Origin of the sequence: Streptococcus anginosus subsp. whileyi MAS624 (genome assembly GCF_000478925.1) — a bacterium.
GTDB lineage: Bacteria > Bacillota > Bacilli > Lactobacillales > Streptococcaceae > Streptococcus > Streptococcus whileyi.
Genome location: NZ_AP013072.1, coordinates 878420 through 904718, shown reverse-complemented (window position 1 = coordinate 904718; position 26299 = coordinate 878420). Strand labels below are relative to the sequence as shown.

The following is a 26299-nucleotide window of genomic DNA, read 5'->3' as shown; positions in this document are numbered from 1 at the left end:
CTTTCCTACTTGTTTTAAACAAACAAAAAGAGAGTTGAATAATCAACTCTCTAAGTTACTTAAACATTATAAATATTGAATTTTTTTCTGATTCTACAAACTCTTACCACTTAGTTGCATTTTTCATTTATGGAGTTAATAAAGATTATTTCTCAGCTATTTTATTCGCTGTTGAACCATTTTGTCTTTCTTTTTCTGCTAGTTTTGTTTGCTCATTTTTTGAATTATCTTTTTCGGAAGTTTTAGATGTTTCCGATGATGGCTTAGTCGTATCTTTTGACTCTGCCTTCTGCTTGCTAGAAGCTTCCTCAGAAGATGCAGCCGGCTTATCAGTTTCTCTTTTGTCTGACTTACTGCTAGTTTCTACAGAAGGAGCTGGTTTATCCGAATGTTCTTTCTCTTTTTCAACCGCTTCCTTAGGCTGCTTATCCTTTTGAGCCTCCTTATTTTTTTCATCTTTTGCATCAGAGGTATTATTGTTAATACTACCGCCTTGAACAGCTGTGAAATATTTCGCCAAAGCCTTTGGAATTCGTTTTTCATTCAATTCAAGTTCTTCTTTTGAAATATGATTATAACTAACATCGATATAAGTAACTGTGGTATTTGGTTTTTGAAGTGATAATGTTGTGATTTTATTTTTAGTAACATTCAAATTTTCTAAAGCTGTAAACTGATTTACACCTTCCAAATTTTTTAGTTCGTTCTCACCTAAACTCAAATTCTTTAAGGAAGTTTGAGTACCTTGAATCGTTAAAGAATTGATATTGTTTTGATTAGCAGAGAATGTCACTAAGTTCTTCGCAACTTCAATACCTGTAAGCGAAGTCAAGCGATTACCATTCATACTAAGAGTGGTTAAATTTGGATTTGACTTCAAAAAGTCCAAGCTTCGAACATTTGAATTGTCAACGGTTAATTCTTCGAGGTGCGAAGCTTTCAGTGTATTGATATCCAAGTTAGGATTATGTGATAAGAATAGCTTGGTTAATTCTGCTTTTTGACTCAAAGCAGATACATCCTGCAGTTGATTATACTCTAAACTGACTGCTTTTAATCTTGATAGATGTGTTAACGCAACAATATCGGAGATGTTATTATAATCAAGATTCAATGATTCTAGATTCTTTAGCTGAGCCAAAGGTGCAATATTACTGATATTATTTCCTGCTGCTGCGACCGTTTTAAGATTTGGATAATCCTTCAAGAAAGATAAATCGGAAATACCATTCTGTGAAATATCCAGTCCTTCTAAAGTTGGCATTTCTTTTAAGAAATCGTAGTTAGTAACCCCTGTTTTTGTCATCCAAAGTTGCTTTAGGTGCTTAAATTGCAAAACAGGTCTAATATTTTTAATAGGTGTAAAACCAATACCAAGAACTTCAAGATTTGGCATGAGATGCAAACCTTTGCGTTCAAGAGGATCTTTTCGCTGACCAATATTTAAGTATTTGACAGTCGCTAACCATGCTTTCATTTTTTCCAAATCTGTTTCATTTGAAGGAAATGGTGTGTCGGCAGTGGCATGTAAAATATCTTCAATGATTTCATCATCAAATCCTAACGCTTTTAAAGTTGCCATACCAACTTTATCATGAGCATGTGGATTACCGTGAGGATCAAACGGCTTGCTAGTATCAATTTCACTAATCAATGTCGAATGTTTGTGATCGCCATGTGGATAGAGGAATGCCTTTCCTTTTTCCGTATCAATCACTTCAATTAAGTTTTCATCTATTCCTAATTGCTGAGCCAAATAAGCCTTTTTCTTTGCAATTTCTTCATCTTCTTTAGAAGGTGCTGGAGATGGTGGTGTCTGTCTTTTTCTACCGTAATACGCATCTTCAGCATCCTTTTTGTATTCTGCTGGAATCAAAGATTCCCACGGTGAGCGAATCAGCTGTTCATAAGGAATAAAATGTGTATGCCCATTATGATCTACTAACAAACCAGCAGGTGTCTTTCCTGTTATTCCCTTGCCGTTAAACAAAAATCCATCACTCGTTGGAAAATCAATCCCCGCAAACTGACGTTTATCTGTCCCCTGATGTTGAGGAGTAGATGGTGTCGGTGTATAATTTGGCTGAGAAATCTGTCCTGCACCATTTCCAGATGGATTTGGACTATAATGTTGGCCTTCATAACCATTTCCCAAAGAATGTTTCCAAATGTAATGATAATGGTCTCCATGGCGGACAACATAACCATACTGATCCTCTGAAACGATATCTTTAGGATTAAAAATATAGCCATCATCCACAGTTCCTGTTTGATTTGTCAATTGAGGAGAGGTAGCAGGTGCTTGCCCGTCTTTTGGAATCAGATAAGCCCATTTGCTATTTTTTAAATCAGAATAAAAAATAAAATGTGTATGCCCATCATGATCTAAAATCAAACCATCGCTTGTTCTAGCTTTAATTTGAGATTCACTAGTAAAAAGAAAACCGTCATCAGTTGGTTTATCTACACCAGGAACTTGTCCTTTTTTACTGCTTTTGTTCTTCTTTTTTACACTTTGTTTAGTCTTTAATTTATCCTTACTATTTGAGTGATTAGACGAACGCGAATGACAAGCAGTCAAGCAAAGATTACAAGCTAAAATAATTCCCGCTAATGTTAAAAGTTTTTTATTGTATTTCATATTAGTCTCCTATTTATTTAATTGGTTTATATTTAACTAGTTAAATATAACACACAAATAGGATGTTGGCAAGAGGAAACATAAAAAAAGTAAAAAAGTTAGAATCATTTGACTAGAAAAACGATAACATCAGACTTGCTATTACTAATCAAATACTTTTTTACAACATTTTTATATTTATTTAATCTATAATATATAGATTATTGATACTGATTTTCACAGTTCATTTGCAATTTTATTGATTTTTCTCAAACGATGATTGACACCACTTTTCGTCAGAGGCTTACTAAGACTATCTGCCAATTGCTGAATAGAATAATCGGGGTGGTTGACACGCAGATAAGCAACTTCCTGTAAATCAACAGGCAAACTTTCTAAACCAACTGTATCAATAATCTTGCCAATATTGTGAATGGTCTTCATACTAGCCGTCACTGTTCGAGCGATATTAGCCGTTTCTGCATTGTTTGTCCGATTCAGGTCATTTCTAGCTTCTCGCAAAAGTTTGACCGACTCAAATTCAGTCATTGCTTTCATAGCACCAGTCACAATCAAAAAGTCCATAATATCTTCAGCTCGTTGCAGATAGGTCACCGCTCCTTTTTTACGCTCAATTATTTTTGCATCCAACAAAAATTTTCGCATTAAGGTTGCTAACCCTTCGGCATGATCAGAATAAACCGACAAGATTTCCAACTGATATTTTCCTGACTCTGGATCGCGCATACTACCACTTGACAGAAAAGCCCCACGCAAATAAGCTCGGTTAGCTTCGTCATCTGATAAAATAGCTTGATCAATACCTGCTTCAATTCCAAAAAAAGAGTCTGCCAAGTGCAAATCAGCTAAAATTTGTTCCACACTTTCATTTAAAAAAACAGTGTAAACACGATTTTTCCGAAGATTTGTTTTTTGATGATGGCGAATATCAGACTTAACGTGATAAAAAGCTGCCAATAATTCATAAATATGGCGAGCAATTTTTGCATTCTCTGTTGTAACGGATAATGTCAAACCTTGATTAGCAATTCCTAAGCTCCCTGACATTTTAATAATTGCAGATAATTCCGTTTTGTCTTGCCTACCTAGACCAAGCAATTCTTCTTTCACTTTAATAGTAAAACTCATTTACGCACCTGTATGATCTTCATCAGTTCATCTACCACAGACTTACCGTCATGAAAAGCTCCGCCATTTTCCAAGCGAAGAAAATTAGACGAAATGACACGAGGAACTTGTTTTTTCAGGCCTTGAAAATCATGTTCAACTTGCACTAAATATTCATCAAATTTATTAGAATTCATATATTCTTGAGGAACTTGCTCAATGTTCACTAAAACCGTGTCAATAAAAGCTTTCCCAAGATGACGATGCAAAACAGCTACGTGGTCACTATCTGTGAAATGCTCGGTTTCACCACGCTGCGTCATAATATTACAAACATAAGCAATCTCTGCTTGGGTTTCCAAGAGCGCTTGCCCAATTTCTTCTATCACCATATTGGGTAAGATAGAGGTAAACAATGATCCCGGTCCTAAAACTACCATATCACTTTCTAAAATTGTCTGCACCACTTTGCGACTAGCAGTTGGTTTTTGGTCATTATAGGTGTTGGTGACATAAACTCGTTCAATCATACCTTGGTGCTCTGCCAAATGACTTTCTCCAGCCACCTCACTTCCATCCGTAAATACTGCATGAAGCGTCAAAGGTGTATCACAAGACGGATAAATCTTGCCAGTTGTGTGGAAAAACTTGGTCAACAGCTGCATAGCATTATAAGTCGAACCCTGCATTTCTGAAATTCCGGCAATAATCAAGTTTCCAAGAGGATGTCCAGCTAAAGCACCGTCTTCTTCTGCAAAGCGATATTGAAAGACTTTTTCATAAAAACGAGGCATATCCGACAAAGCCACCAAAACATTTCGTAAATCACCTGGTGGTGTTAATTGCTGAATGTTTTTCCGTAATTCACCTGAACTTCCTCCGTCATCAGCGACTGTTACAATGGCTGCAATATCTACATCTTTCTTACGCAAACTGTCTAAAATCACAGAAATTCCTGTACCACCACCGATAACAGCAATTTTAGGTTTTCTCATGAACGGTTTACCGTTTCCTTTCTACGGTCTTTATCTCGATGAGACGAATGAACAGTCCAACCATTAGCCAAATCATCGGCTAAACGTTGGGCAAAAGCGACACTTCTGTGTTGACCACCTGTACAACCGACAGCAATTGTCAAAACAGACTTTCCTTCTTTTTTGTAACCCGGCAAAATAGGCTTGATAAGTGCCACTAAATGTTGATAAAATTCTTCTGATTCCGTATGATTCATGACATAATCATAAACTGCTTTATCAAGCCCTGTTTGATTGCGGAGTTCTGGTTGGTAATAAGGATTTGGTAAAAAACGCACATCAAAAACAAGATCCGCGTCCAACGGGATACCGTATTTAAAGCCGAAACTTACCACTTCAACGCGAAATGATTGGAGTTTTGTTGAGTCCGAGAAATGCTCAGAAATTGTTTTACGTAATGCACGTGGTGTTAAGTCAGTCGTATCTACCACATTTTGGCTCATGTTTTTTAATGGTGCAAGTAATTCCCGCTCTAATTTTATCCCGTCTAAAATACGACCGTCTGCTGCTAAGGGGTGGCTACGCCGCGTTTCCTTGTAACGTGCAACTAATTCTGTATCTGCCGCATCTAAAAACAAAATCTTAAAATCAAGTCCAGCGTTACTTTCAATCTCATCTAGAACTTTCTGAATCTCAGAAAAGAAGGAACGACTACGCATATCTACAACCATAGCAATCTTGTCGTTGTCTTGCGTTGTTTCGATTAACTGCAAAAATTTAGGAACCAGCGTGGGGGGCATATTATCAATCGTAAAATAGCCCAAATCTTCAAAAGACTGGATGGCCACGGTCTTTCCCGCTCCACTCATTCCCGTCACGATAACCAAATGAATTTGTTTGTCTGACATATCTCCTCCTTGATAAAACAATCAATTTTCAGCATGTTAAAATATTTCCAATTCCTTTTTATTATAACACACCCAGTACAATTCGGATAGTAAAAAAGAGAGAACAAAAGCAATCGCTATCTGTACTCTCTCGAATTTATACTACTATGTTTTAATGATTACCAAACCAAAGCGCAATTTCCCGTTTGGCAGATTCTTCAGAATCTGAACCATGAACAACATTTCGAATCGTTTCACCAGCTTCAGCTGCTTGTGCAAAATCTCCGCGAATAGTTCCCGGTAGAGCTTCTTCCGGACGAGTAGCACCCATCATGTGACGCCAACCTGAAATTACTTGGCTTCCCGATAAAACACCGATAATCACAGGTCCGCTTGTCATATAATCACGGATTGAAGGATAAAAATCTTTCGTTAACAGAGCTTCATAATGCTGATCAATTAACTCATTTGAAATATTGGTTCTCATTTCCAAACGTTCGATTTTATAACCACGTTGTTCTACGCGCTTCAGTACTTCTCCAACCAAGCCACGTTTTACGCCGTCTGGTTTTATAATAAAAAATGTTTGTTCCATGATTGACACGCTCCTCTTTTGTTACCTTTATTTTATCATAAATGAAAGAAAGTTGAAAGTCCTTTCAAAAATCTTCTTTCACAAATGACTTATCAAGGTCAAAGATGTTAAGAACATGAAGATTGCAAAAATCCAGAACCAAACAGAGCGAAAAGCTTGCCTATAGGTTCCTGAAAATGAACGATTTTCTTGTACATACATTTTTATGTCTGTTTTGTTTTTAAACAGGAAAATTACTGCGACACTTGCACCGACTAGCAGGATAAATAAGTGTAAGAGACCACCTATATCGTCTGGCAAAAACGAATACAAATAAGTTAAACCATCTCCGATGACCAAGTTATTAAAAACGTGGAAAACCATTGCCCAGAGAATTGAATACTCCAAGGTCACATAAGAGAAGATAATTCCAACAAAAGTTGCAAAAAAGAACTGCGGGATATTTCCATGAAATAAACCAAATATGAGGGAAGACATCAGAATCGCAAAAACTTTTCCATATCTTTCAAATGTTCGTAAGCCTGCCCCGCGAAAAATCAATTCTTCTGAAACAGGACCGAAAAAAACCTGCATACAAAAACATCGTTACACTATCTGAGCCTGCGGAAGCTGATTCAATGGCTTTAAATAAGCTAAATCCAAAGATATTCAACACTGCTTCAAATATTTGATTAAAGAGTACAAAACCTAATTGACCCAGAAGTAAGAATGATAGGACTATTCCAAACGTTTTTGGCGTCATGACCCTTTTCTGCGTTCGTAAATCAGACTTAAATAATTTTCCGTCCCGATACAACCAAAAGATAAATACTCCTGCACAAACAGCAATTAGATAATAGCTGCCATCGCGTGACATAAAACTTTCCGTTGCTTTTTGGATTCTCTCAAGATTTCCGGGATAACGAATCGCTTGAAACAAGGTTACAATCGTCTGATAGATTAAGCTAATCATTGTCATGACGAAAACATAAATCAGACACAAAGCAGAAAATAAACTAACATCTTTTCGCACTTGCTGATTGACTGGCATCAATTTTCCTCCTTCTTCAAATAGCTTTTTCGACTCCACAAGTATAACCCCACAGCAAAGCCTTCATAAAGAACAAAAAACAAAAGAAAGGCGTGGAGGAAAAATTCTTCTGGTAATATCCAAATGACAGGATCTTTAGCAGGGTCAAATAACCAAGTTTTATCCCCAACAAATAAAATCTGGTGAAAGAGAGTGAAAAATGCATCAAAGCCAATCCCCAGCGCCACACCAGCAATTACAATAGGCAACCAAATAATAGCTAAAATCGCCTTTGAAAAGACAGATAGGTATCTTTTTTTTATAATGTTTTTTACAAACAAACAAACCGCTGGTAAGGTTACTAGAAAAGCAACTTGCGCCAGATGAAAAAGATATTTCACGACTTGAAAATGGTGCAGACCTGCTGCTGATGAGCGAAAATTAGGCATGGAGAGCTTTTGCTGAAATGGATTGGTTAGGTAATTCATCAAAATATTGAAATTGTGCTGAATGATTGCAGATTTGAGGTAAACTTGATTTTCTAAATGCAACCAAGAAATTTCCAAAGGATAAAACAGCCAAGTCAGATAAATGGTCAACAAAATAGCTACTGCTAAAAAGCAGAGCATACTCAGCCAAAAGGTCAGTTTAATGCGCATCGAAATCCCACTCCGCTAGGCTAGAAAGTACATAATCTGGTTGGATTGGCAAGTCTGGCACTTCTTCTGGTTTCGTAAAGCCAGTTGTCACCAGAAGTGTAGGGATATCGTTGTCAATCCCAGCCCGAATGTCCGTCAGGTAATTATCCCCAACCATTATCACTTCTTGCCGCGGTAGTCCTAGATGCTCAACCGCCTTTTCCATGATAATTGCATTTGGCTTCCCGATATAAACAGGTTTCACACGAGTTGCTACTTCAATGAGAGTAATAATCGATCCTGCTCCAGGCATGAGACCGCGCTCCGTTGGAATATTAAGATCTGGATTGGTTCCTACGAAATGAGCTCCTTTTTGAATAGCTAAAGTAGCAATTGACAATTTTTCATAGTCCACTTCCCAGTCTAATCCAACAACCACATAATCTGGGTTATCAGTATCTTCGATATAGCCAGCTTCTGCAATGGCTTGCTTAAGTCCGACATCACCGATAACATAGACTTTCTTGCCTAGATTTTTATCATTTAAGTAGTCAACCGTTGCTAAAGTCGCTGTATAAATCGTTTCAATCGGCGTTTCAACATTGAATTGTTCAGCCAACATAGCTTGAACAGTCTCAGGAGTACGTGTCGTATTATTTGTCACAAATAAATATGGAATGTTGCGACGCTGTAATTCATGGACAAAAGCTTCTCCCGCTGGGATTCGGTCTTTTCCTTTATAAATCGTTCCGTCTAAATCAATTAAATATCCTTTGTAGGTCATACTTCTCTTTCTATTGTTTCTCTTATGAAATTTCTTGCCAAGTTACCATAGCTTGTGCATTGGTATCACCATCGCTGGAAATCTGATGATTGCTCTCTAATCCATTCAAATCATAGCTAGAGGTAATCTGCCCACCAGGTCGCACTTCCTTGACATACTTGAGGTGAACTTTTTTGGGAACGTGTTTCATGAGAAAATCAGCACCCACAACTTCAAAAATCCAGTCCAGATACTTGCTGTTGTTGACATGACCATTCATGTCTAAATCATAAAACCGAACATGATAATCTTTACTGATCGAATCTTTCAGTTCTGGATATTTTGGTCCACGAATCAACTTTTTAGAAAATTCTGCCTCGTAAGGCGCAACAATCTTTGGCTCTACAGCGTGCACTTTTCGACTGTCTCTGTCCATAAGGACAAAGGTAGCCATCATTTCAATCACAGCAACATCATTTTCATCAAAAACGGTAAAACGACGATAACAAAAGAGACGATTATAGGAAAGTGCTTCTGTTTCAATCGTCATTTCTTCACCAAATTTAGGCAGCCGTACCACATCAATATCATAGTCAGTAATAATCCAGACCAAATTGCATCTCTCCAGCATATCCTTGTCGCTAATCCCCAAGTCAATAGACTGCAAACCTGATACCTGTAAGGACAGCAAAATGACATCAGGCAACTTGATATGACCGTTCATATCCGCCATGTCAAACGGAATTTTCATTTTCATTTGATAAGTTAAACCCATAATTTACTCCAATATAAATTTCTCTGCGACCGTATCACCTAAAAAAAGACCCTTTTTAGTCATACGGACGATTTCTTTATCAGGAACTAAGAGTCCTTGCTCAGTCAATTCTGTTACTACATGACCATACTGCTGCTCAAAAGAAATACCAAATTTTTCTTCAAAACGCTTTTTAGAAACACCTGACTTTTTGCGCAAGCCCAGAAACATTTCTTCTTCCATCATCTCTTGCTTGCTAAGGTGTTCCTCACTCACACGGGCATTACCTTTTTCGACTGCCTCTAAGTAATGACGGATGGGACCATGATTCTTGTAGCGAACTCCATTGACATAACCAGATGCTCCAGCTCCAACACCAAAATATTCCGCATTGTCCCAGTACATAAGATTATGTCGACTCTCAAAGCCTGGCTTAGAAAAGTTGGAAATCTCATAGTGTTCAAACCCAGCTTTTTCCAACTCCTCAATGATGTACTCAAACATCTCTGCTTCCAAGTCTTCTTTCGGTAAAGGCAGCTTTCCTCGCCGCATCCGGTTCATAAAGACCGTGTGATTCTCTAGAATTAAGCTATAAAGACTCATATGAGGGATGTCTAGTGCAATAGCCTTGGCTACATTTTCCCGTACGTTGTCCATGGTCTGCTTGGGTAATGCGTAGATCAAGTCAATAGAGATATTGTCAAACCCAGCTTGCTTCAGATTGGTGATATTTTCATAAATATCTTTCTCTAAATGGCTGCGCCCAATTTGCTTGAGCATACGATTATCAAAAGTTTGCACACCTAGAGATACTCGATTAACAGCCGAATCTTTTAAAACAGCAATCTTATCTGGATCCAAATCACCTGGATTGGTCTCAATCGTCAACTCTTCTAAACATGATAAATCCAAACTTTTCGTCAGCTCTGCTAACAGAAACTCCATCTGCTGCGCTGAAAGAGCTGTCGGTGTCCCACCGCCAATATAGAGCGTCTGTAAATGCTTTATATCATAAGAAGCATATTCTTGAAGCAAGTGCTCTAAGTAGGCGTCAACTGGCTGATTTTTGATAAAAACCTTAGAAAAGTCACAATAATAACAAATTTGAGTACAAAATGGAATGTGTACATAAGCAGAAGTTGGTTTGGTGTACATAGTATTTATTATAGCATAAATTTAGTATATAGATGTTTCAAAGCGCACATAAAAATTTATAGACTCTTATCAATATATTCTTGCTAAGCAATAAAAACATAGTAAGTATTCAAAAACTTTCAGCTTAATTTTCTACTTCAGCTTAAACTTTTTTCAAATAATGATTTGTCAGTAAAAATGCCATCATTGCAAGAGCAATCAGAAAAGTACCCGCTAACAAATAGCCCACTAAATCTGGTGATACCAAAATGAAATAAGCGCTCACTGCAATAATGATTATGTAAATAATCATAGCAACAATGCCCAAAATCATCTTTAGTGAATTATTTTCACGATTAAATAATTCCGTCACATTCGACCAGTTAGTAACTTGTAGGCGTTTATCACGATGATATCCCCAAGCACTCCATGCTAGACAAGTCAATAACCAAGCGATTAGCATCAATAGAATAGCAATAGGTTGTACACCAACCACAAATGAAAAGATTGCTAACAAAATGAATGGCAAAATGGATTGAATGACAAATAAATTCCAAAACTTAAGTTTAAGATAACGTGCCATGTCAAAGGGTAATACTTTCAAATAATCATAATTTTCACGTTCAAGTGAAATGCCAATTCCTGTTAAATTTGCTCCACCCGTATTTAAACTTGCTACAAATGTTGCTATCAGCATCAATGGAAAAGCAAATCTGGTTGTCAAATAAGGAGAAATCATTTCACGATACTGCATAAAACTAGCCATTAACGGAATTAGAATAAAGTAAGGTAATACACTAGGCATCAAAAGAGTTTGTAATAAGACAGAGCCATCACTGATTAGGTTTAATTGATAGCGCAACACAAACTGCGAAAAGTTCCTAAGTCCATTCATCTTGAAAATTTTCGTTCGTTTTTGTCTATTGACCGTTGCTGTTGTAGTCATTGCAGCTTCATAAAATTCTGGTAAAACCTTTCGCTTAACAATTATAAATAATATAACAGCTACGACTACCCAAGCTCCCATTCCCAGCAAGGAATTCAAAGCAAAAGGTTGCATACTGAAAGCATGAAAAATCGTCATTGGCGGAAAATAAGCAGGTTGATCTTGCAATATTGCGTTTTTAACGTTAGAGTTATTTTGCAAATTCACCAATAAAATCGCACCAAAAGCCATTATTGTAGCAAGAGCCAGTAAAATATTAGAGGCAAGCTTTTTATATTTCCTAAAAATAGTTGTTTTCGTAATAAAATGAACACCAACCAAAAGAAGGAAAATAAGTGTCGAAAATAGTACTCCTAACGAAATAAGCAGAATAGGGATTGCAAGCCAGATTGGTTGACCTGATTGCATTTGCAAACCAATAAAGTAAATAACAATGGGAAACACTCCCATTAAAGTAGTTAAAAGAACAGAAAATCCTTTCCCAACCATAATTTCGCTCTCACTAAAGGCATAAGGTCGGTAAGCTTGCAAGTCTTTACTTTCATAAAAAACATTGTAAAAGGAAAGAAATCCCTGTGCAAAGATGAATAGATAAAAGACGCTGACAAAATTCGAAAACAGCCCTGGATTCTGAGCAAGCGGTAAAAAAGCACCCTGTACACCAAATATACAAGCATACAAAATTCCAACGTAGAGGTAGTTCATTACTAGATTTCTAGCAACATTTCCTTTTTTCTTTGGATTTTTTTGCTGTTTTTTACGATAACTAGAAAGCCTAGTTGATTGCGTCGTATAAATGATATTTGCATGAATGAGGGAGCGAATCGCTTTAAGACGCATCAGGACTCACCTCTTCTCTACGGCCAGCCAAACTGAGGTAAATACTTTCTAATGATTTTTCAGGATGTTGACCTTTCAATTCCTCAATCGTACCGTAAAACAACAATTCTCCCTTTTTGAGAATGGCAATACGGTCACACAATTGCTCTGCCACTTCTAAAACATGTGTTGAGAACAAAACAGTATTTCCTTTGTCTGCATGCTCTCGCATCATTTGTTTGAGGTCAAAAGCCGCCTGCGGATCCAAACCAGTTAAAGGCTCATCCAACACCCAGATATCTGGATCAGACAAAAGAGCACCAATGACAAACACTTTTTGTCGCATTCCATGTGAAAACGATTCAATAACTTCATAGCGATGAGCTGTAAAATCAAATAATTCCAGTAGCTCCGTTAAACGTTTCTCATAATCTGAAGGACTCATATCATAAGAAGTTCCAACCAATTCCCAGAATTCATTTGCCGTCAGGCGTAAAAACAAGTCCGGCGAATCAGCTACATAACCAATTTTTTTCTTGATTTCCAACCGATTAGCTGCTAATTCCTTGCCATCCACAAAAATCTGACCATGCGTTGGATTAATCACACTAACCAATGATTTGATCGTTGTTGATTTTCCAGCACCATTGTGTCCAATTAATCCTACAATTTCTCCACTCTGAAGCGTTAAATTCAGATGATTCAACGCTATCTTGTCATCGTACACTTTTGTAACATCCTTAAAATCAATCATAAATTCTCCTATCTATTGAATGTTTTCAGCATGATAGAAATAAAAGTAAAAATTCTTTCTCTTTATTCAAACATATATATTCATTAACAATTTATTATTAGTTTTCCAAAAAAACAAAATAATGCCTCTTTAACTAGTATCTGCCAACTCCAAAATTTTCTGAAAGGTTTTCCCATTACGAATAGTCAAAGACTTGTAAAAGTTAGATTTGAGTAGCTTCTTGTGGTAGTTGGACTTGAGATAGTCAGTCTGGTCGCTATTTCTGTAAAAGAAGGCTGTCTGACCGAAATGCAGCAGAACCCTGTCATTTGCCCAGCTCCCCGCTTCTACCTCTATCTGCTCGCGATTAGCCTCTGGCAGGAAAAAGAGGACATCGCGCCGATAAGCTGCCTCATCCTGCCACCAAGCAGGCAGTTTTGCCACTTCTTCTTAGAGAATAGCAGAGCTGAGCAGGACAAAAGGGATTGGAAAGTCATAGGATTGACTGAAATAAGCCGTCAAAATCGTCCTAATCTTTTTCTCGTGCTCCTGACTGTCAAAAAAGAGATTGCCGCTGTTGATGTAGGAGATAGGGTTCTCAAAACCGAGTCCCGCCAAATCGGCCTTCAAATCAGCCATAGCTACCTTGTTTTTCCCACCGACATTAATGCCGCGAAGTAAGAGAATGTAACGCATTCTTCTTCCCTTTTTGCTTTGTTTATCTTTCTAATCCACCGCCTTAATCTCCAAAATCATATCGCGGATTTGGGCGGCCAGCTCGAAGTCCAGAAGACCAGCAGCTTCTTGCATTTGTCCTTCTAGCTTTTTAATCATATCCTTGCGTTCCTGCTTGTTAAGACTTTCAATATCTACCACTTCTTCCTTGTCTGGTAGAGCTGCTTTTGTCACACTGATTAAATCACGAATTTCTTTCTGGATTGTTTGCGGTACAATATCATGTTCTTCGTTATAAGCCATTTGAATCTGACGACGACGGGCAGTTTCATCCATAGCTTTTTGCATGGAATCTGTGATCGTGTCAGCATACATGATGACGTGGCCTTCACTATTACGGGCAGCCCGACCAATGGTTTGGATCAAACCACGCTCATTGCGGAGGAAGCCTTCCTTGTCTGCATCAAGAATGGCAACCAGACTAACCTCTGGCACATCAATTCCCTCACGCAACAGGTTAATTCCGACTAAAACATCAAAGACACCTAACCGCAGGTCGCGGATAATTTCTGTCCGCTCTAAAGTCTTGATATCTGAGTGCATGTATTTGACCTTAACACCCATTTCTTTAAAGTAATCCGTCAGATCTTCTGCCATCTTTTTAGTCAACGTTGTGATAAAAGTCCGCTCATTCTTCTCTGCACGCGCATTGATTTCTCCTAAAAGATCATCTATTTGCCCCATAGTCGGACGCACTTCAACTTCTGGATCCAGCAGTCCAGTTGGTCGAATAATTTGCTCAATCACCGTATCCGTTTGCTCCCGCTCATAGTCGCCCGGTGTCGCAGATACATAGACAATCTGGTGCACATGACTTTCAAATTCTTCCCGACGCAACGGACGGTTATCCAAGGCAGAAGGTAAGCGAAATCCATAATTAACCAACATTTCTTTCCGAGAACGGTCACCATTATACATACCTTTGATTTGCCCCATAGTCATGTGACTTTCGTCTACCATGATTAAAAAATCATCAGGAAAGAAATCTAATAAAGTGTAAGGTGGCTCACCTTCACTCCGTCCGTCCATGTGGCGAGAATAATTCTCTACACCATTCGTGTAGCCCATTTCGCGCAGCATTTCAATATCATAGTCCGTTCTTTGCTTCAACCGCTGAGCTTCTAAAAGCTTCCCTTCTCTTTCAAAAAAGGCTAGCTGATCTTCTAATTCTGATTGAATTTTACCAATGGCAATTTCCATATTTTCGTCATTGGTCATAAAGTGAGTGGCAGGAAAAATAGCTAAATGGTCTACTTCGCCCAACACTTGACCTGTCAATGCTTCCACTTCTCGAATGCGGTCAATTTCATCACCGAAAAATTCCACCCGAAAGGCATGTTCATCGCGAGAAGCTGGGAAGATTTCCACAACATCGCCACGCACACGAAATTTTCCCCGCTGAAAGTCAATATCATTGCGCTCAAATTGAATATCAACCAAATCATTGAGAAGTTGATCCCGTGAAATCTCTAAACCAGGTCGCAGACTGACCACGCTATCGGAGTATTCCTTAGGCGAGCCCAAACCATAAATGCAGCTGACTGATGCCACAACAATCACATCGTTGCGCTCCAAGAGAGCCGAGGTTGCTGAGTGACGAAGTTTGTCAATCTCATCATTGACCGAGCTGTCCTTCTCAATATAGGTATCACTAGAAGGCACATAGGCTTCCGGTTGGTAATAGTCATAGTAAGACACAAAATACTCTACCGCATTGTCAGGAAAAAACTCCTTAAATTCACCATAGAGCTGACCAGCCAGGGTTTTATTATGAGCGATAACTAGGGTCGGTTTATTGACCTTTTGGATGACCTGACTCATAGTGTAGGTCTTCCCAGTTCCTGTCGCTCCCATGAGAATCTGAGCTTTCTCACCACCCTCTATATTATCCACTAATTGCTCAATCGCCTGTGGTTGATCTCCTGAAGGCTCATACTTGGAAACTAATTTAAATTTATTGTCCGTAATTCTATTTATCATTATTCTTTTCCTCTATACAATCTTCTCTTATTTTATCACAATTCTTAAAATATCACTGACTTAGGATATAAAGAATCTCACCTAGTAACACTAAGTGAGATGTGACTTTCTAAATTGCAATACTGCTGGTAATTTATCTTCTTTTTTAAGAGACCAATACAGATAGGCAATACTGAGAATTAACACCAGACTGGTAAAAATAGAACCTTCTGCTCCAAAAGCCCCACCCGAAAGCCAATCAACACTAGATTTCGTATTATAGGCAAAGACGGAAGCTTCTGCTCCCTGACCGCTGACCTGAATACCATAAATATTACCTTGAACAAAATTCCAAGCCCCGTGGATACCAGCCAGACCCCACATATTGTCCGTTTTTAGCATGTAAAAACAAGCGAAAATACCATCAAGAATAATGTTGATAATCGAAAGAAGCGTTACACCGGGATTTAATAAATGGAGAGCACCAAATAGACCAGCAGAAATTAAGATACCGACCAAAATATTTGACTTGGCAGTAACCGTAGGAAATAGCCAACCACGCGTCACCAATTCTTCTGTTCCGCCTTGTAAAATCCAAAACGGAATCAGGGCGATAATAAAGAGAAAGGGCTCCAAACTAAGATGTTTGAGTTCTAACCTACTTACACCTGTCACCAAAAGTAAGACAACTATGAGAGAAAACTGTGCCGATCCAATCAAAAATCCTTTTGCTAGTTCTTTAAACCAATTTTCCTTAAAAAAACCAAGACTTGAAAAAGGTCTTTTTTCAACGCATTTCACCCAAAGAAAGAGAGCTAAAGAAATAAAGAAAAAGAGGAAGAGTTGAATGAAAATCATACAATGCGATATCAGTTCTTGTATCATTACAAAGCCTGACCCAGAATGAACAAGGCCAAGCACAAGACCCAGCAGTATCGAAATTGGAACCAATGCAAGCCCACCGACAATTTCACCTCCATAAACAAAAACAATCGAGAGGATAACGGCCAACCAAATAGGCGGAATGTAACGGGACTGTTTCACATTATCAAGCATACGAGATTTAAACATAAAATTTCCTTTCTATTTTTTATTATTATTATATCATATTTATTTTACGCAAATCAAAAAAGAAATTTTCGTCCATGTTATAAAATATAACATAAAAATGTGAAATATTTGCCTTTCGAAGATATTTCTGGTATAATTTAAAAATATTCTTTAAAGGAGAGACTCATGAAGAAAAAAATCATAGCTTTTTTGTTAGCTTTACTACCACTATTTGCTACAATTAATATCCATGCGGATGCAATCAAAGTAGTATCTGATACAGCCTATGCACCTTTTGAGTTTAAAGATTCCGATCAAACTTACAAAGGTATTGACGTAGATATTATCAATAAAGTCGCTGAACTAAAAAGTTGGAACATCAATATGACTTTCCCTGGATTTGATGCAGCGGTCAATGCTGTTCAATCTGGTCAGGCAGATGCTATTATGGCTGGAATGACAAAAACCAAAGACCGCGAAAAAGTCTTCACCATGTCTGATACTTATTATGATACAAAAGTCGTCATCGCAACGACTAAAACACATGCAATTAGAAGTTATTCACAATTAAAAGGAAAAACCGTCGGAGTTAAAAACGGGACTACTGCACAACGTTTTCTAGAAAAAATCAAAGACAAATATAAATTTACTATCAAAACTTTTGATACAACTGATTTGACTTATAATAGTTTGAACTCTGGTTCAATTGATGCTATGATGGATGATCAGCCCGTTATTGAATATGCTATCAAGCAAGGCCAAAACTTAAAAATTTCTATGAAAGGGGAAGCTGTTGGTAGCTTTGCATTTGGTGTCAAAAAAGGAAGCAAGTATGAGTATCTAGTAACAGAATTCAATGAAGCACTTGCTCAAATGAAAAAAGATGGTTCTCTTGATAAAATCATCTCAAAATGGACAGGAGCTACAAAGGCAACTAGTTCCACTCCAGAAACTACTACTCCTGCTGGCCAAAAAGCAACTCCTGTCAAAGCAAAATATACCATTGCTAGCGATTCTTCCTTTGCACCATTCGTTTTCCAAGATAGTAATAACAAATATACTGGGATTGACATGGATTTGATAAAAGCCATTGCCAAAGACCAAGGTTTCACGATTGAAATTACAAATCCCGGATTTGATGCCGCTTTAAATGCTGTACAATCTGGACAAGCTGACGGAATGATTGCAGGGATGTCTGTGACAGACGCTCGTAAAGAAACCTTTGATTTCTCAGAGCCTTATTACACAGCAAACGCAATCCTTGCTGTCAAAGAATCCAGCACAATTGCTTCTTATAAAGACTTGAAAGGCAAAACAGTCGGCGTTAAAAATGGTACTGCTTCGCAAACCTTCTTAACAGAAAATCAAAACAAGTATGGTTATAAAATCAAGACATTCGCTGATGCTTCTTCTATGTATGATAGTTTGAATTCTGGCTCTGTGAATGCTGTTATGGACGACGAACCCGTTGTAAAATACTCCATTAGCCAAGGTCAAAAACTAAAAACTCCAATCAAGGGAACTCCTATCGGAGATACTGCTTTTGCAGTAAAAAAGGGCAGCAATCCTGAATTAATCCAAATGTTTAATAATGGTTTAGCAAATATCAAGAAAAATGGTCAGTATCAAAAAATTCTTGATAAATATTTGAAAAAGACCAGCTCTGCTTCTAGCTCTTCAGACAGTACAGTTGATGAAACTACCATTTGGGGGCTTCTCCAAAACAACTATAAACAATTGTTAAGCGGACTTGGTATCACCATTGCTCTTGCGCTTCTGTCATTTGCTATTGCTATGGTAATTGGAATTATCTTTGGTATGTTTAGCGTGAGTCCCGTCAAAACACTCCGCGTCATCTCAGAAATCTTCGTGGATGTCATTCGTGGAATCCCACTTATGATTCTCGCAGCCTTTATCTTCTGGGGCATCCCAAACCTTATTGAATCAATGACAGGTCATCAAAGTCCGATTAACGATTTTGTGGCTGGTACGATTGCTCTTTCTCTCAATGCAGGTGCTTATATTGCAGAAATTGTCCGTGGTGGGATTCAAGCTGTTCCAGCTGGACAAATGGAAGCCAGTCGCAGTCTTGGTATTTCTTATTCTAAGACAATGAGAAAGATTATTCTGCCACAAGCAACAAAAATCATGTTACCAAACTTCGTCAATCAGTTTGTTATCGCTTTGAAAGATACTACAATCGTCTCTGCTATCGGTCTCGTCGAACTTTTCCAAACGGGTAAAATCATCATTGCTCGTAACTATCAAAGCTTCAAAATGTATGCTATCCTAGCAGTCTTTTACTTGATTATCATCACTCTTTTAACGAGACTTGCAAAACGCTTAGAAAAGAGGATTAAATAATGGCTAAATTAAAAATTGATGTCAATGATTTACATAAATACTACGGAGAAAATGAAGTTCTAAAAGGAATCACAACCAAATTCTATGAAGGGGATGTCGTTTGTATCATCGGACCTTCAGGTTCGGGAAAATCAACCTTTCTTCGCAGTCTCAACCTGCTGGAAGAAGTTACAAGTGGATCTATTACCGTGGACGGTTTCGACTTAACCGATAAAAAAACAGATGTCGACTTAGTTCGTGAAAATATTGGTATGGTTTTCCAACACTTCAATCTCTTCCCTCACATGACAGTTTTGGAAAATATCACCTTTGCTCCTGTCGAGCACAAGCGAATGACACAAGCTGAAGCAGATAAACTTGGTATGGAATTATTAGAAAAAGTCGGTCTCTCTGATAAAGCTGATGCCATGCCAGATAGCCTCTCAGGTGGACAAAAACAACGTGTTGCAATTGCACGGGGACTTGCTATGAATCCTGATATTATGCTCTTTGACGAACCTACTTCTGCTCTTGATCCCGAAATGGTTGGAGATGTTCTCAATGTTATGAAAGAATTGGCCAAGCAAGGCATGACTATGATTATTGTAACTCATGAAATGGGATTTGCTCGCCAAGTGGCAAACCGTGTTATCTTTACGGCTGACGGAGAGTTTTTAGAAGACGGTAAACCCGACCAAATCTTTGATAATCCGCAGCACCCACGCCTCAAAGACTTCCTAGATAAAGTCTTGAACATATAATATGACTTCGAGTCTGGGACAAAAATGTTCCAGACTCGTTTACTTTCTAGAAGAAAACTCAATAACACAACAGTTGCACTTTCATTCTATTTATTCTTAGTGACAAACTTTTTTCTCGGTACTCTTTTGACATTTTATATCTTTTTTGCTACACTAAAATCAGTAAAATTCGGAGGTAAGGAGTTTATGTACAAGAAATCTATTGCTTAAAGGAAACTTTATCTAGTAGATTTTTTGTCATGCTCTTGCCTATTTTTATAAAAGAATTTTTTCAAACTTCTCAATAATAATCTATTCGTTGCAGACTACTCCGTTTTGCAATGTTTGTTGGCAATCCAAAAACAAAAACAGCTCTACTAGATAAATAGGGCTGTTTTTCTTAGCTCTAAAATGACAATGAACATCAAAAGGAGACTTGTATGTTACAAATTCGACATTTAACTATTACCCATTTAAAAGACTTGAAAGACTTGGTCAGCGATTTATCACTCACAGTCAATACAAGTGATAAAATTGCCATTATCGGAGAAGAAGGAAATGGGAAATCTACTCTTCTCAAATTACTCATGAATGACGCACTTGTTTCAGACTATGTTAGTTATAGGGGAGAAATTCAGAAAAACTATCATCGTTACGCTTATTTGCCGCAAACTTTACCTGAAAATGAAAGAAGGCTCTCCCTCAACGACTATTTCTTTGGTGATTTGGACGTAGACTTAGATTACAGCAAACTTTACCGCTTTGCTCAAGAATTACATTTTGATAGCGAACGTTTTACTAGTCAGCAAACATTAGCGACTCTATCTGGCGGTGAAACATTAAAAGTACAGCTTTTAAAAATCCTCTCTACAAATTGGGACATTCTCTTTTTAGATGAGCCCTCCAATGATTTAGACACAGACACTCTGATTTGGCTGGAAAATTTTCTTCAAAATACACCTCAAACAGTTATGTTTGTTTCACATGATGAAAGTCTTTTAGGTCATACAGCAACAAAAATCGTACATTTGGAATTGGTTAAGAAAAAGCAAGAAGCTCGGACGACTGTACAGAATCTTGATTATGAAAATTACAGCCAGCAACGACAAGCTGCATTTGAAAAGCAAACTAAAGATGCAAAAAAAGAACGAGAAGAATATCAAAAAGCAATGGCAAAACACCAGCGAGTCAAACAAAGTGTGGAGCATGTCTTGCGTCATACTCATGACAGCACAGCTGGTAGATTACTAGCCAAAAAAATGAAAAATATTCTCTCACAAGAAAAACGTTTTAATCGAGAAGCCACTAAAATGACAGAGTTACCAACACAAGCAGATGCTATCAATCTACAATTTTCTACTATTACTCCTCTGCCATCTACAAAAAGAGTAGTCACTCTCAAACAGATGTATTTGAAGGTAGGGGAACGCACCTTAGCCAAAAATATAAATTTTGAACTCTTAGGGCAGGAAAAGATTGGGATTATTGGTGAAAATGGTGCCGGAAAATCTACTTTTATCAAAGAACTGCGAAATCTATTGCAAAAGAAAAAAGGCATTACGCTAGGGTATATGCCTCAAATCTATCCTGATAGTTTAAACGAAGTCGATTCTCCAATAGATTTTCTAACATCTACAGGAGAGGCTATTGAGCGAGAAAAAATCCTCACCCACCTAGCCAGTCTGCAATTCACGCGCAACGAAGTACATCATCCCATTTCCCAGCTATCTGGTGGACAAAAAGCTAAATTACTGCTTCTAAAAATGGTATTAGATCAGGCAAATGTCTTGTTGCTAGACGAGCCGACATGCAACTTTTCCCCCACTTCTCAGCCACAAGTACGAAAGCTTTTTACAGACTATAGCGGCGCTATCATTACCGTTTCACACGACCGAACCTTTCTCAAAGAAGTTTGTCAGAAAATCTACCGCTTGAATGAGACAGGAATAGAGCTAGTCCGCAAAGAACAGCTATAAGTTTGTTCGCCTAGTCAATCTTAAACCGCCAAACTTCCCTGCGCTGTCTGCATTTGATAATAAACGCCTTTTGCTTGCATCAGCTCTTGATGACTGCCATATTCCACAATATCTCCGTCAACCAGCACTAAAATGATATCTGCATTCTGAATGGTAGACAAGCGATGAGCAATGATAAAACTGGTTCGCCCTACCATGAGCTTATTAAAAGCCTCTTGAATGAGTACTTCAGTCCGCGTATCAATAGAGGAGGTTGCTTCATCCAAAATCAGGATTTTAGGAACCGCTAGAAAAACACGCGCAATGGTCAATAGCTGGCGTTGTCCTTGTGACAAAGAATCTCCTGCATCTGCTAGATAAGTATCATAGCCATGCGGCAATTGCTGGATAAAGAAATGAGTATTAGCAGCTTTAGCTGCTGCAATTACTTCTTCTCGGCTAGCCTCTGGTCGGCCCAAAAGCAATATTTTCATGAATCGTCGCTGTCTTCAGCCATGTTTCTTGTAAAACCATACCAAACTGCTGGCGAAATGAGACTCTGGTATAATCTGTAATATCTCTGTCGTCTAACTTAATCTTACCCGCATCTACATTATAAAAACGCATGAGGAGATTGATTAAAGTCGATTTTCCAGCACCAGTTGGTCCAACAATAGCAACTTTGCTTCCTGCTGGAACGGTCATGTTTAAATCGTGAATCAAAGGTTTATCTTTTTCATAACCAAAACGGACATGTTCAAAACGAATTGCTCCCCGTACTGCCTCACTCGTAAGTTCTTCTTTCCCCGTTTCCACAACTTCTTTTTCATCTAAAATCATGTACAAGCGCTCTGCACAAGCAAGGGCGCTTTGCAATTCAGCCATAACAGACGAAATATCGTTGAAGGGCTTAGTGTATTGGTTGACATAATTTAAGAATGTCACTAATTGTCCAACTGTGAAACTAGAGCCGTTAATGATACGAACCGCACCAAATCCAACAACAATGGCATAAATAAGAGCATTCACGAAGCGAGTCGCTGGATTGACAGTAGAGGAATAAAAGATAGCATCCTGAGAATAGTCAGCATATGTCTCATTGCCTTTTGTAAAATCCGTAATGAATTGCTCTTGAGCATTAAAACTTTGAATCAAACTTTCTTGAGAGAGACTTTCTTCAATGAGCTGTGTCTGAAGCCCTCGTGCCGTCGTTTGTTTTTGAAACAGCTTGTAGCTTTTACGGGCTATAAAACGTGCAATCAGCATAGATAAGGGAGTTAAAAGCAAGACTAACATCATCATGAAAAAGTCAATCCTTGCCATTGTCACAATCGTTACAAGAATAGTCAACACGCCTACAAAAAACTGATTGAAGACCATGAGCAGACCATTATTTAGCTGCTCCACATCCGTCGTCAAGCGACTCACTAAATCACCGCTCCCTTGACGATCAAGATAAGCCAAGGGAAGTCGATGAATTTTTTGAATAACTGCGTCCCGAAGTTTCCGACTATAACTATAAATCAACTGATTATAGATTAAAGGATTGAGCCATTGAATCGCTGTATTGGCAACAATCACCATCCCCATTTTCGAGAGAATTGGCAGCAAATGCTGACTTGCATCGGAAAGTAAAACACTATCAATTGCATTTCCAATCAAAATCGGCAAATAAATGGTCAAGGCAACCTGAACAATCGTTCCAACTGTGGCTAACAGAAAAAGCCAACGTTGTTGTAATAAATCACTCGCTAGACGCTTCAACCTACTTGTAGAATATCTAGTTTTCATGCTTTTCCTCCCTGCTATGTTGTGAGAGATGAATTTCTCGATAAATATCGCTCGTTTGGATCAGCTCCTCATGTGCACCCAGAGCCATCTGATGTCCCTTATCCAAGACCAGTATCTGATCAGCTGCACGCAAGCTATTGGTTCGCTGTGAAATTAAAATCAAACTCGTGTTCTTTAACTGCTCTTTGATAGCTTGCAATAGTTTAGCTTCTGTTAAATAATCAAGTGCCGAAGTGGAATCATCCAGCACCAGAAAAGGTGCTTTTTGTAAAATAGCGCGCGCAATCGTCAACCGTTGGCGTTGACCACCGGAAAAATTCCGACCAAAAGCTTCTACTACTGCATCTAGCTGACCTTCTTTTTCCTGTACAAAGTCACTAGCCTGCGCAATATCAAGAGCCCACCAAAGTTGTTCATCCGTCACCTCGTCTTCCAGTCCCAGCGACAAATTTGAGCGAATCGTTCCACAGAACAATTCTGCTTTTTGTGGTACTAAACTTATCCAAGAACGCCATTCTTTCAGATTTCGAGGACTGCGACCATTTTTTAAAATGACTAACTTACCTGTATCAATCGAATACAAGTGCGCCAAGAGTTGCACCAAAGTTGATTTTCCTGAGCCTGTTCCGCCAATCACTCCCAAAGTCTGACCAGATAGTACGTCAAACGAAATATTTTCCAAGGCTGGACTAGCAGCTTGTGGATAGGTAAAGGTAACATTTTCAGCAGAAATAGACTGAGCACCAACAGAATGCCGTATTGACAGTTCTGCTAGTACATCTTCCTCTTCCTGTTCAAAAACCTCTTGGATTCGTCTAGCACTAATGTAACTTTGATTCAAAGAAGTAACAAGCATTGCCAGTTTCAACAACTCTATCAAGATTTGCAAAAGGTAATTGACTAAAGCAACTAATTTCCCTTGCGTCAGCAAATCCTGTCCAATAGCTAGATTCCCATGCCAAATAACCATGACCAAAGTGCTATTTACCACTAAAAAAGTCAACGGGCTAATCAAACTGGACCAAACTCCTGTTTTTATCTGCCAGGTCTTATAGATCTCATTGGTATCTCTAAACTCATGGATTTCTTTATTTGTTTGCCCAAAGGCACGGATAACACGCATACCTTGCAGTTGTTGGCGTGTCATATTGACAATTTTATCTGTAATCTGGCGAATTTTAGCGTAAAGCGGATTTACCAAGCGTGACATGATATAGATAATACCCGTTAGGATGACAACCATGAGTAAGAACCACAGTGTAATACTTGGACTAATCAAAAATGCCATGATAATCGAGCCAAAAACAATAATCGGCGCGCGCAAAAAAAAGACGAAGAAATTGATTGATGCCGGTCTGAATTTGATAAGTATCACTTGTTAAACGAGTGACCAGACTAGATGTCGTCAAGTTATCTCGACTAGCTTTTGGCAAACGCATTATTTTTTGATATAAATCTTTAGTTAATTGACGTGTAAATCCTACCGCTGCTTTTGAGGAATAATATTGAGCAATAATCGCCACGACAACACCAAACGATGCTAGGACAACCAACAAAAAGACCACGGTATAAAGATGCGTGCTATCTTTTTTAGGGATTGTTTGGTCTACAATTGTTGCAACCAAAATTGGCACCAATAGTTCAAAACTAGCTTCTAATAATTTAAAAAGTGGCCCCAACAAGGATTCTTTGATATAACCCTTAAAATATTTCAATAAATCTTTCATGAAATCTCTTTTCTTATACAAAACTAGTTCTACCCGTTGTGCTAGTTAATTTCAACATACAATAAAAAGCCCAAATGGACTATACTGTAAGTGACGAAACATACAGGCGGTTAGTCCAAATGAGCCACTTACAGTATACTGCTAAATCTCATCATTTACAATGAATGGAATTTACGCCAATTATCACAAATTTGTCATTACTTTTATAAAACTTATTGCCCAGATTCCTTTAAACATCGGCGTAATGTTGGCTTAGGCAAAGTTTCAGATGAAGCGCTTCTTGTCTTGCTTTTGTTACAAGCTGAACTAGGCATAACGTCACAACGCCATTTCTACACCATCTGACACCTCTTTCCTTGTGGTCAGTTACTAGAAAGAAGTCGTTTCAATCGTCGGTCTAGACGAATGATTTGGCTAGTCCAATTAATCCGAAAAGCTATGAGCGACTTGATTTCGCCTGATGAAATAGCGATTATAGATAGTTTTTCCTTACCACTTTGCCAACCAGTTCGCAATCAAAGAGTTGCCATTTTTAAAGGATTAGCCGATATTGGCTATAACGTCTCTAAACATCTTTGGTTCTATGGTTTCAAGGTTCATATGCTAGTGACCTTATCGGGTTGTATTCTGAACTGTGTTGTCACACCAGCCTCTGTCTACGATATCAAGGTGGTTTATGAGCTATTAGAGGGATGTAAGCAATCGGTTATTCTAGGTAATCTTGGCTACTTAAGCGGTGAACTCAAAAAGGACTTAAAACAGGAAGGTGACCATCTATGGATACCATTTCGACAAAACATGACAGGAGCCGAAGAACATAACAATTGGAAAGTAATGGCCATGAGACGAACGATTGAAACTCGTTTTTCTGAACTGTGTCGTCTCTTTGACATCGAACATACATTAGCTAGAGGGCTAGCCGGACTACAGTTACGAATTGAACAAATTATTCTGGCTCATAATTTACGCTATTTTGAAATGAACTAGCACCATGGGTAG

The 26299-nt window shown here is 38.2% G+C and carries 16 protein-coding genes and 5 pseudogenes; 4 read left to right on the top strand and 17 right to left on the bottom strand.

Annotated features, from left to right (window positions below):
* Positions 1–145: 145 nt before the first annotated feature.
* The 15 genes and pseudogenes from ANG_RS04575 to ANG_RS04505 all read right to left on the bottom strand — a co-directional run bounded on the left by ANG_RS04575 (position 146) and on the right by ANG_RS04505 (position 16765).
* Positions 146–2641, bottom strand: a complete 2496-nt coding sequence (locus ANG_RS04575; protein ID WP_025271704.1) for a pneumococcal-type histidine triad protein — start codon at positions 2639–2641, stop codon at positions 146–148.
* Positions 2642–2857: 216 nt separating this feature from the next.
* Positions 2858–3769 (bottom strand): DNA-binding protein WhiA, encoded by a 912-nt coding sequence (whiA, locus tag ANG_RS04570; protein WP_025271703.1) that lies wholly within the window; start codon positions 3767–3769, stop codon positions 2858–2860.
* Positions 3766–4743 (bottom strand): YvcK family protein, encoded by a 978-nt coding sequence (locus ANG_RS04565; RefSeq protein WP_003035601.1) that lies wholly within the window; start codon positions 4741–4743, stop codon positions 3766–3768. The genes whiA and ANG_RS04565 overlap by 4 nt, the downstream gene beginning before the upstream one ends.
* Positions 4740–5630 carry an RNase adapter RapZ gene (gene rapZ / locus ANG_RS04560; protein WP_003035683.1) on the bottom strand — a complete coding sequence of 297 codons (891 nt, stop codon included), beginning with the start codon at positions 5628–5630 and terminating at the stop codon, positions 4740–4742. Before rapZ ends, ANG_RS04565 begins: the two co-directional genes overlap by 4 nt.
* Before the next feature lie 151 nt (positions 5631–5781).
* Positions 5782–6204 carry a nucleoside-diphosphate kinase gene (ndk, locus tag ANG_RS04555; protein ID WP_003035659.1) on the bottom strand — a complete coding sequence of 141 codons (423 nt, stop codon included), beginning with the start codon at positions 6202–6204 and terminating at the stop codon, positions 5782–5784.
* 78 nt (positions 6205–6282) lie between these two features.
* Positions 6283–7234, bottom strand: a pseudogene (locus ANG_RS11620) (lysostaphin resistance A-like protein).
* Entirely contained in the window at positions 7234–7872 is a 639-nt protein-coding gene (locus ANG_RS04545) for a TIGR01906 family membrane protein (RefSeq protein WP_003035670.1), read from the bottom strand. Before ANG_RS04545 ends, ANG_RS11620 begins: the two are co-directional and overlap by 1 nt.
* A complete protein-coding gene (locus ANG_RS04540; RefSeq protein ID WP_003035630.1) occupies positions 7862–8635 on the bottom strand; it encodes a TIGR01457 family HAD-type hydrolase in 774 nt (257 codons plus the stop codon). The genes ANG_RS04545 and ANG_RS04540 overlap by 11 nt, the downstream gene beginning before the upstream one ends.
* A gap of 22 nt (positions 8636–8657) precedes the next feature.
* Positions 8658–9389 (bottom strand): acyl-[acyl-carrier-protein] thioesterase, encoded by a 732-nt coding sequence (locus ANG_RS04535; protein WP_003035626.1) that lies wholly within the window; start codon positions 9387–9389, stop codon positions 8658–8660.
* 3 nt (positions 9390–9392) lie between these two features.
* Positions 9393–10523, bottom strand: coding sequence for a radical SAM family heme chaperone HemW (gene hemW, locus ANG_RS04530; protein ID WP_003035604.1), 1131 nt, complete (start codon positions 10521–10523; stop codon positions 9393–9395).
* 142 nt (positions 10524–10665) lie between these two features.
* Positions 10666–12288 (bottom strand): hypothetical protein, encoded by a 1623-nt coding sequence (locus ANG_RS04525; RefSeq protein ID WP_003035628.1) that lies wholly within the window; start codon positions 12286–12288, stop codon positions 10666–10668.
* Positions 12278–13021 (bottom strand): ABC transporter ATP-binding protein, encoded by a 744-nt coding sequence (locus ANG_RS04520; protein WP_003035673.1) that lies wholly within the window; start codon positions 13019–13021, stop codon positions 12278–12280. The genes ANG_RS04525 and ANG_RS04520 overlap by 11 nt, the downstream gene beginning before the upstream one ends.
* A 129-nt stretch (positions 13022–13150) precedes the next feature.
* Positions 13151–13696, bottom strand: a pseudogene (locus tag ANG_RS04515) (DUF1697 domain-containing protein).
* Positions 13697–13726: 30 nt separating this feature from the next.
* Complete coding sequence (uvrB, locus tag ANG_RS04510) at positions 13727–15715, bottom strand: excinuclease ABC subunit UvrB (protein WP_003035610.1); 1989 nt, start codon at positions 15713–15715, stop codon at positions 13727–13729.
* Between the two features lie 90 nt (positions 15716–15805).
* Positions 15806–16765, bottom strand: coding sequence for a CPBP family intramembrane glutamic endopeptidase (locus ANG_RS04505; RefSeq protein ID WP_020999576.1), 960 nt, complete (start codon positions 16763–16765; stop codon positions 15806–15808).
* 165 nt (positions 16766–16930) lie between these two features.
* Here ANG_RS04505 and ANG_RS04500 point away from each other — a divergent pair, with 165 nt between their 5' ends.
* The 3 genes from ANG_RS04500 to ANG_RS04490 all read left to right on the top strand — a co-directional run bounded on the left by ANG_RS04500 (position 16931) and on the right by ANG_RS04490 (position 21803).
* Positions 16931–19108: an ABC transporter substrate-binding protein/permease gene (locus ANG_RS04500; RefSeq protein ID WP_003035613.1), complete on the top strand. Its 2178-nt coding sequence runs from the start codon at positions 16931–16933 to the stop codon at positions 19106–19108.
* A complete protein-coding gene (locus tag ANG_RS04495; RefSeq protein ID WP_003035612.1) occupies positions 19108–19848 on the top strand; it encodes an amino acid ABC transporter ATP-binding protein in 741 nt (246 codons plus the stop codon). The genes ANG_RS04500 and ANG_RS04495 overlap by 1 nt, the downstream gene beginning before the upstream one ends.
* A gap of 419 nt (positions 19849–20267) precedes the next feature.
* Positions 20268–21803 carry an ATP-binding cassette domain-containing protein gene (locus ANG_RS04490; protein WP_003035633.1) on the top strand — a complete coding sequence of 512 codons (1536 nt, stop codon included), beginning with the start codon at positions 20268–20270 and terminating at the stop codon, positions 21801–21803.
* A gap of 20 nt (positions 21804–21823) precedes the next feature.
* Here the strand turns inward: ANG_RS04490 and ANG_RS04485 are convergent.
* Together ANG_RS04485 and ANG_RS11565 are read right to left on the bottom strand one after the other, a co-directional pair.
* A pseudogene (locus ANG_RS04485) lies at positions 21824–23573 on the bottom strand (ABC transporter ATP-binding protein).
* Positions 23563–25300 (bottom strand): annotated as a pseudogene (locus tag ANG_RS11565) (ABC transporter ATP-binding protein). The pseudogenes ANG_RS04485 and ANG_RS11565 overlap by 11 nt, the downstream one beginning before the upstream one ends.
* A gap of 119 nt (positions 25301–25419) precedes the next feature.
* On the opposite strand from ANG_RS11565, the pseudogene ANG_RS04475 reads away from it, so the two are divergent.
* Positions 25420–26287 (top strand): annotated as a pseudogene (locus tag ANG_RS04475) (IS982 family transposase).
* The last annotated feature ends 12 nt before the right edge of the window (positions 26288–26299 follow it).

Coding starts and splice junctions, on each gene's coding strand:
- rapZ (WP_003035683.1), bottom strand. CDS start 5,630: ATGTCAGACAAACAAATTCATTTGGTTATCGTGACGGGAATGAGTGGA.
- ANG_RS04520 (WP_003035673.1), bottom strand. CDS start 13,021: ATGATTGATTTTAAGGATGTTACAAAAGTGTACGATGACAAGATAGCG.
- ANG_RS04535 (WP_003035626.1), bottom strand. CDS start 9,389: ATGGGTTTAACTTATCAAATGAAAATGAAAATTCCGTTTGACATGGCG.
- ANG_RS04490 (WP_003035633.1), top strand. CDS start 20,268: ATGTTACAAATTCGACATTTAACTATTACCCATTTAAAAGACTTGAAA.
- ANG_RS04565 (WP_003035601.1), bottom strand. CDS start 4,743: ATGAGAAAACCTAAAATTGCTGTTATCGGTGGTGGTACAGGAATTTCT.
- ANG_RS04495 (WP_003035612.1), top strand. CDS start 19,108: ATGGCTAAATTAAAAATTGATGTCAATGATTTACATAAATACTACGGA.
- ANG_RS04575 (WP_025271704.1), bottom strand. CDS start 2,641: ATGAAATACAATAAAAAACTTTTAACATTAGCGGGAATTATTTTAGCT.
- uvrB (WP_003035610.1), bottom strand. CDS start 15,715: ATGATAAATAGAATTACGGACAATAAATTTAAATTAGTTTCCAAGTAT.
- ANG_RS04525 (WP_003035628.1), bottom strand. CDS start 12,288: ATGCGTCTTAAAGCGATTCGCTCCCTCATTCATGCAAATATCATTTAT.
- whiA (WP_025271703.1), bottom strand. CDS start 3,769: ATGAGTTTTACTATTAAAGTGAAAGAAGAATTGCTTGGTCTAGGTAGG.
- ANG_RS04545 (WP_003035670.1), bottom strand. CDS start 7,872: ATGCGCATTAAACTGACCTTTTGGCTGAGTATGCTCTGCTTTTTAGCA.
- hemW (WP_003035604.1), bottom strand. CDS start 10,523: ATGTACACCAAACCAACTTCTGCTTATGTACACATTCCATTTTGTACT.
- ANG_RS04505 (WP_020999576.1), bottom strand. CDS start 16,765: ATGTTTAAATCTCGTATGCTTGATAATGTGAAACAGTCCCGTTACATT.
- ANG_RS04540 (WP_003035630.1), bottom strand. CDS start 8,635: ATGACCTACAAAGGATATTTAATTGATTTAGACGGAACGATTTATAAA.
- ANG_RS04500 (WP_003035613.1), top strand. CDS start 16,931: ATGAAGAAAAAAATCATAGCTTTTTTGTTAGCTTTACTACCACTATTT.
- ndk (WP_003035659.1), bottom strand. CDS start 6,204: ATGGAACAAACATTTTTTATTATAAAACCAGACGGCGTAAAACGTGGC.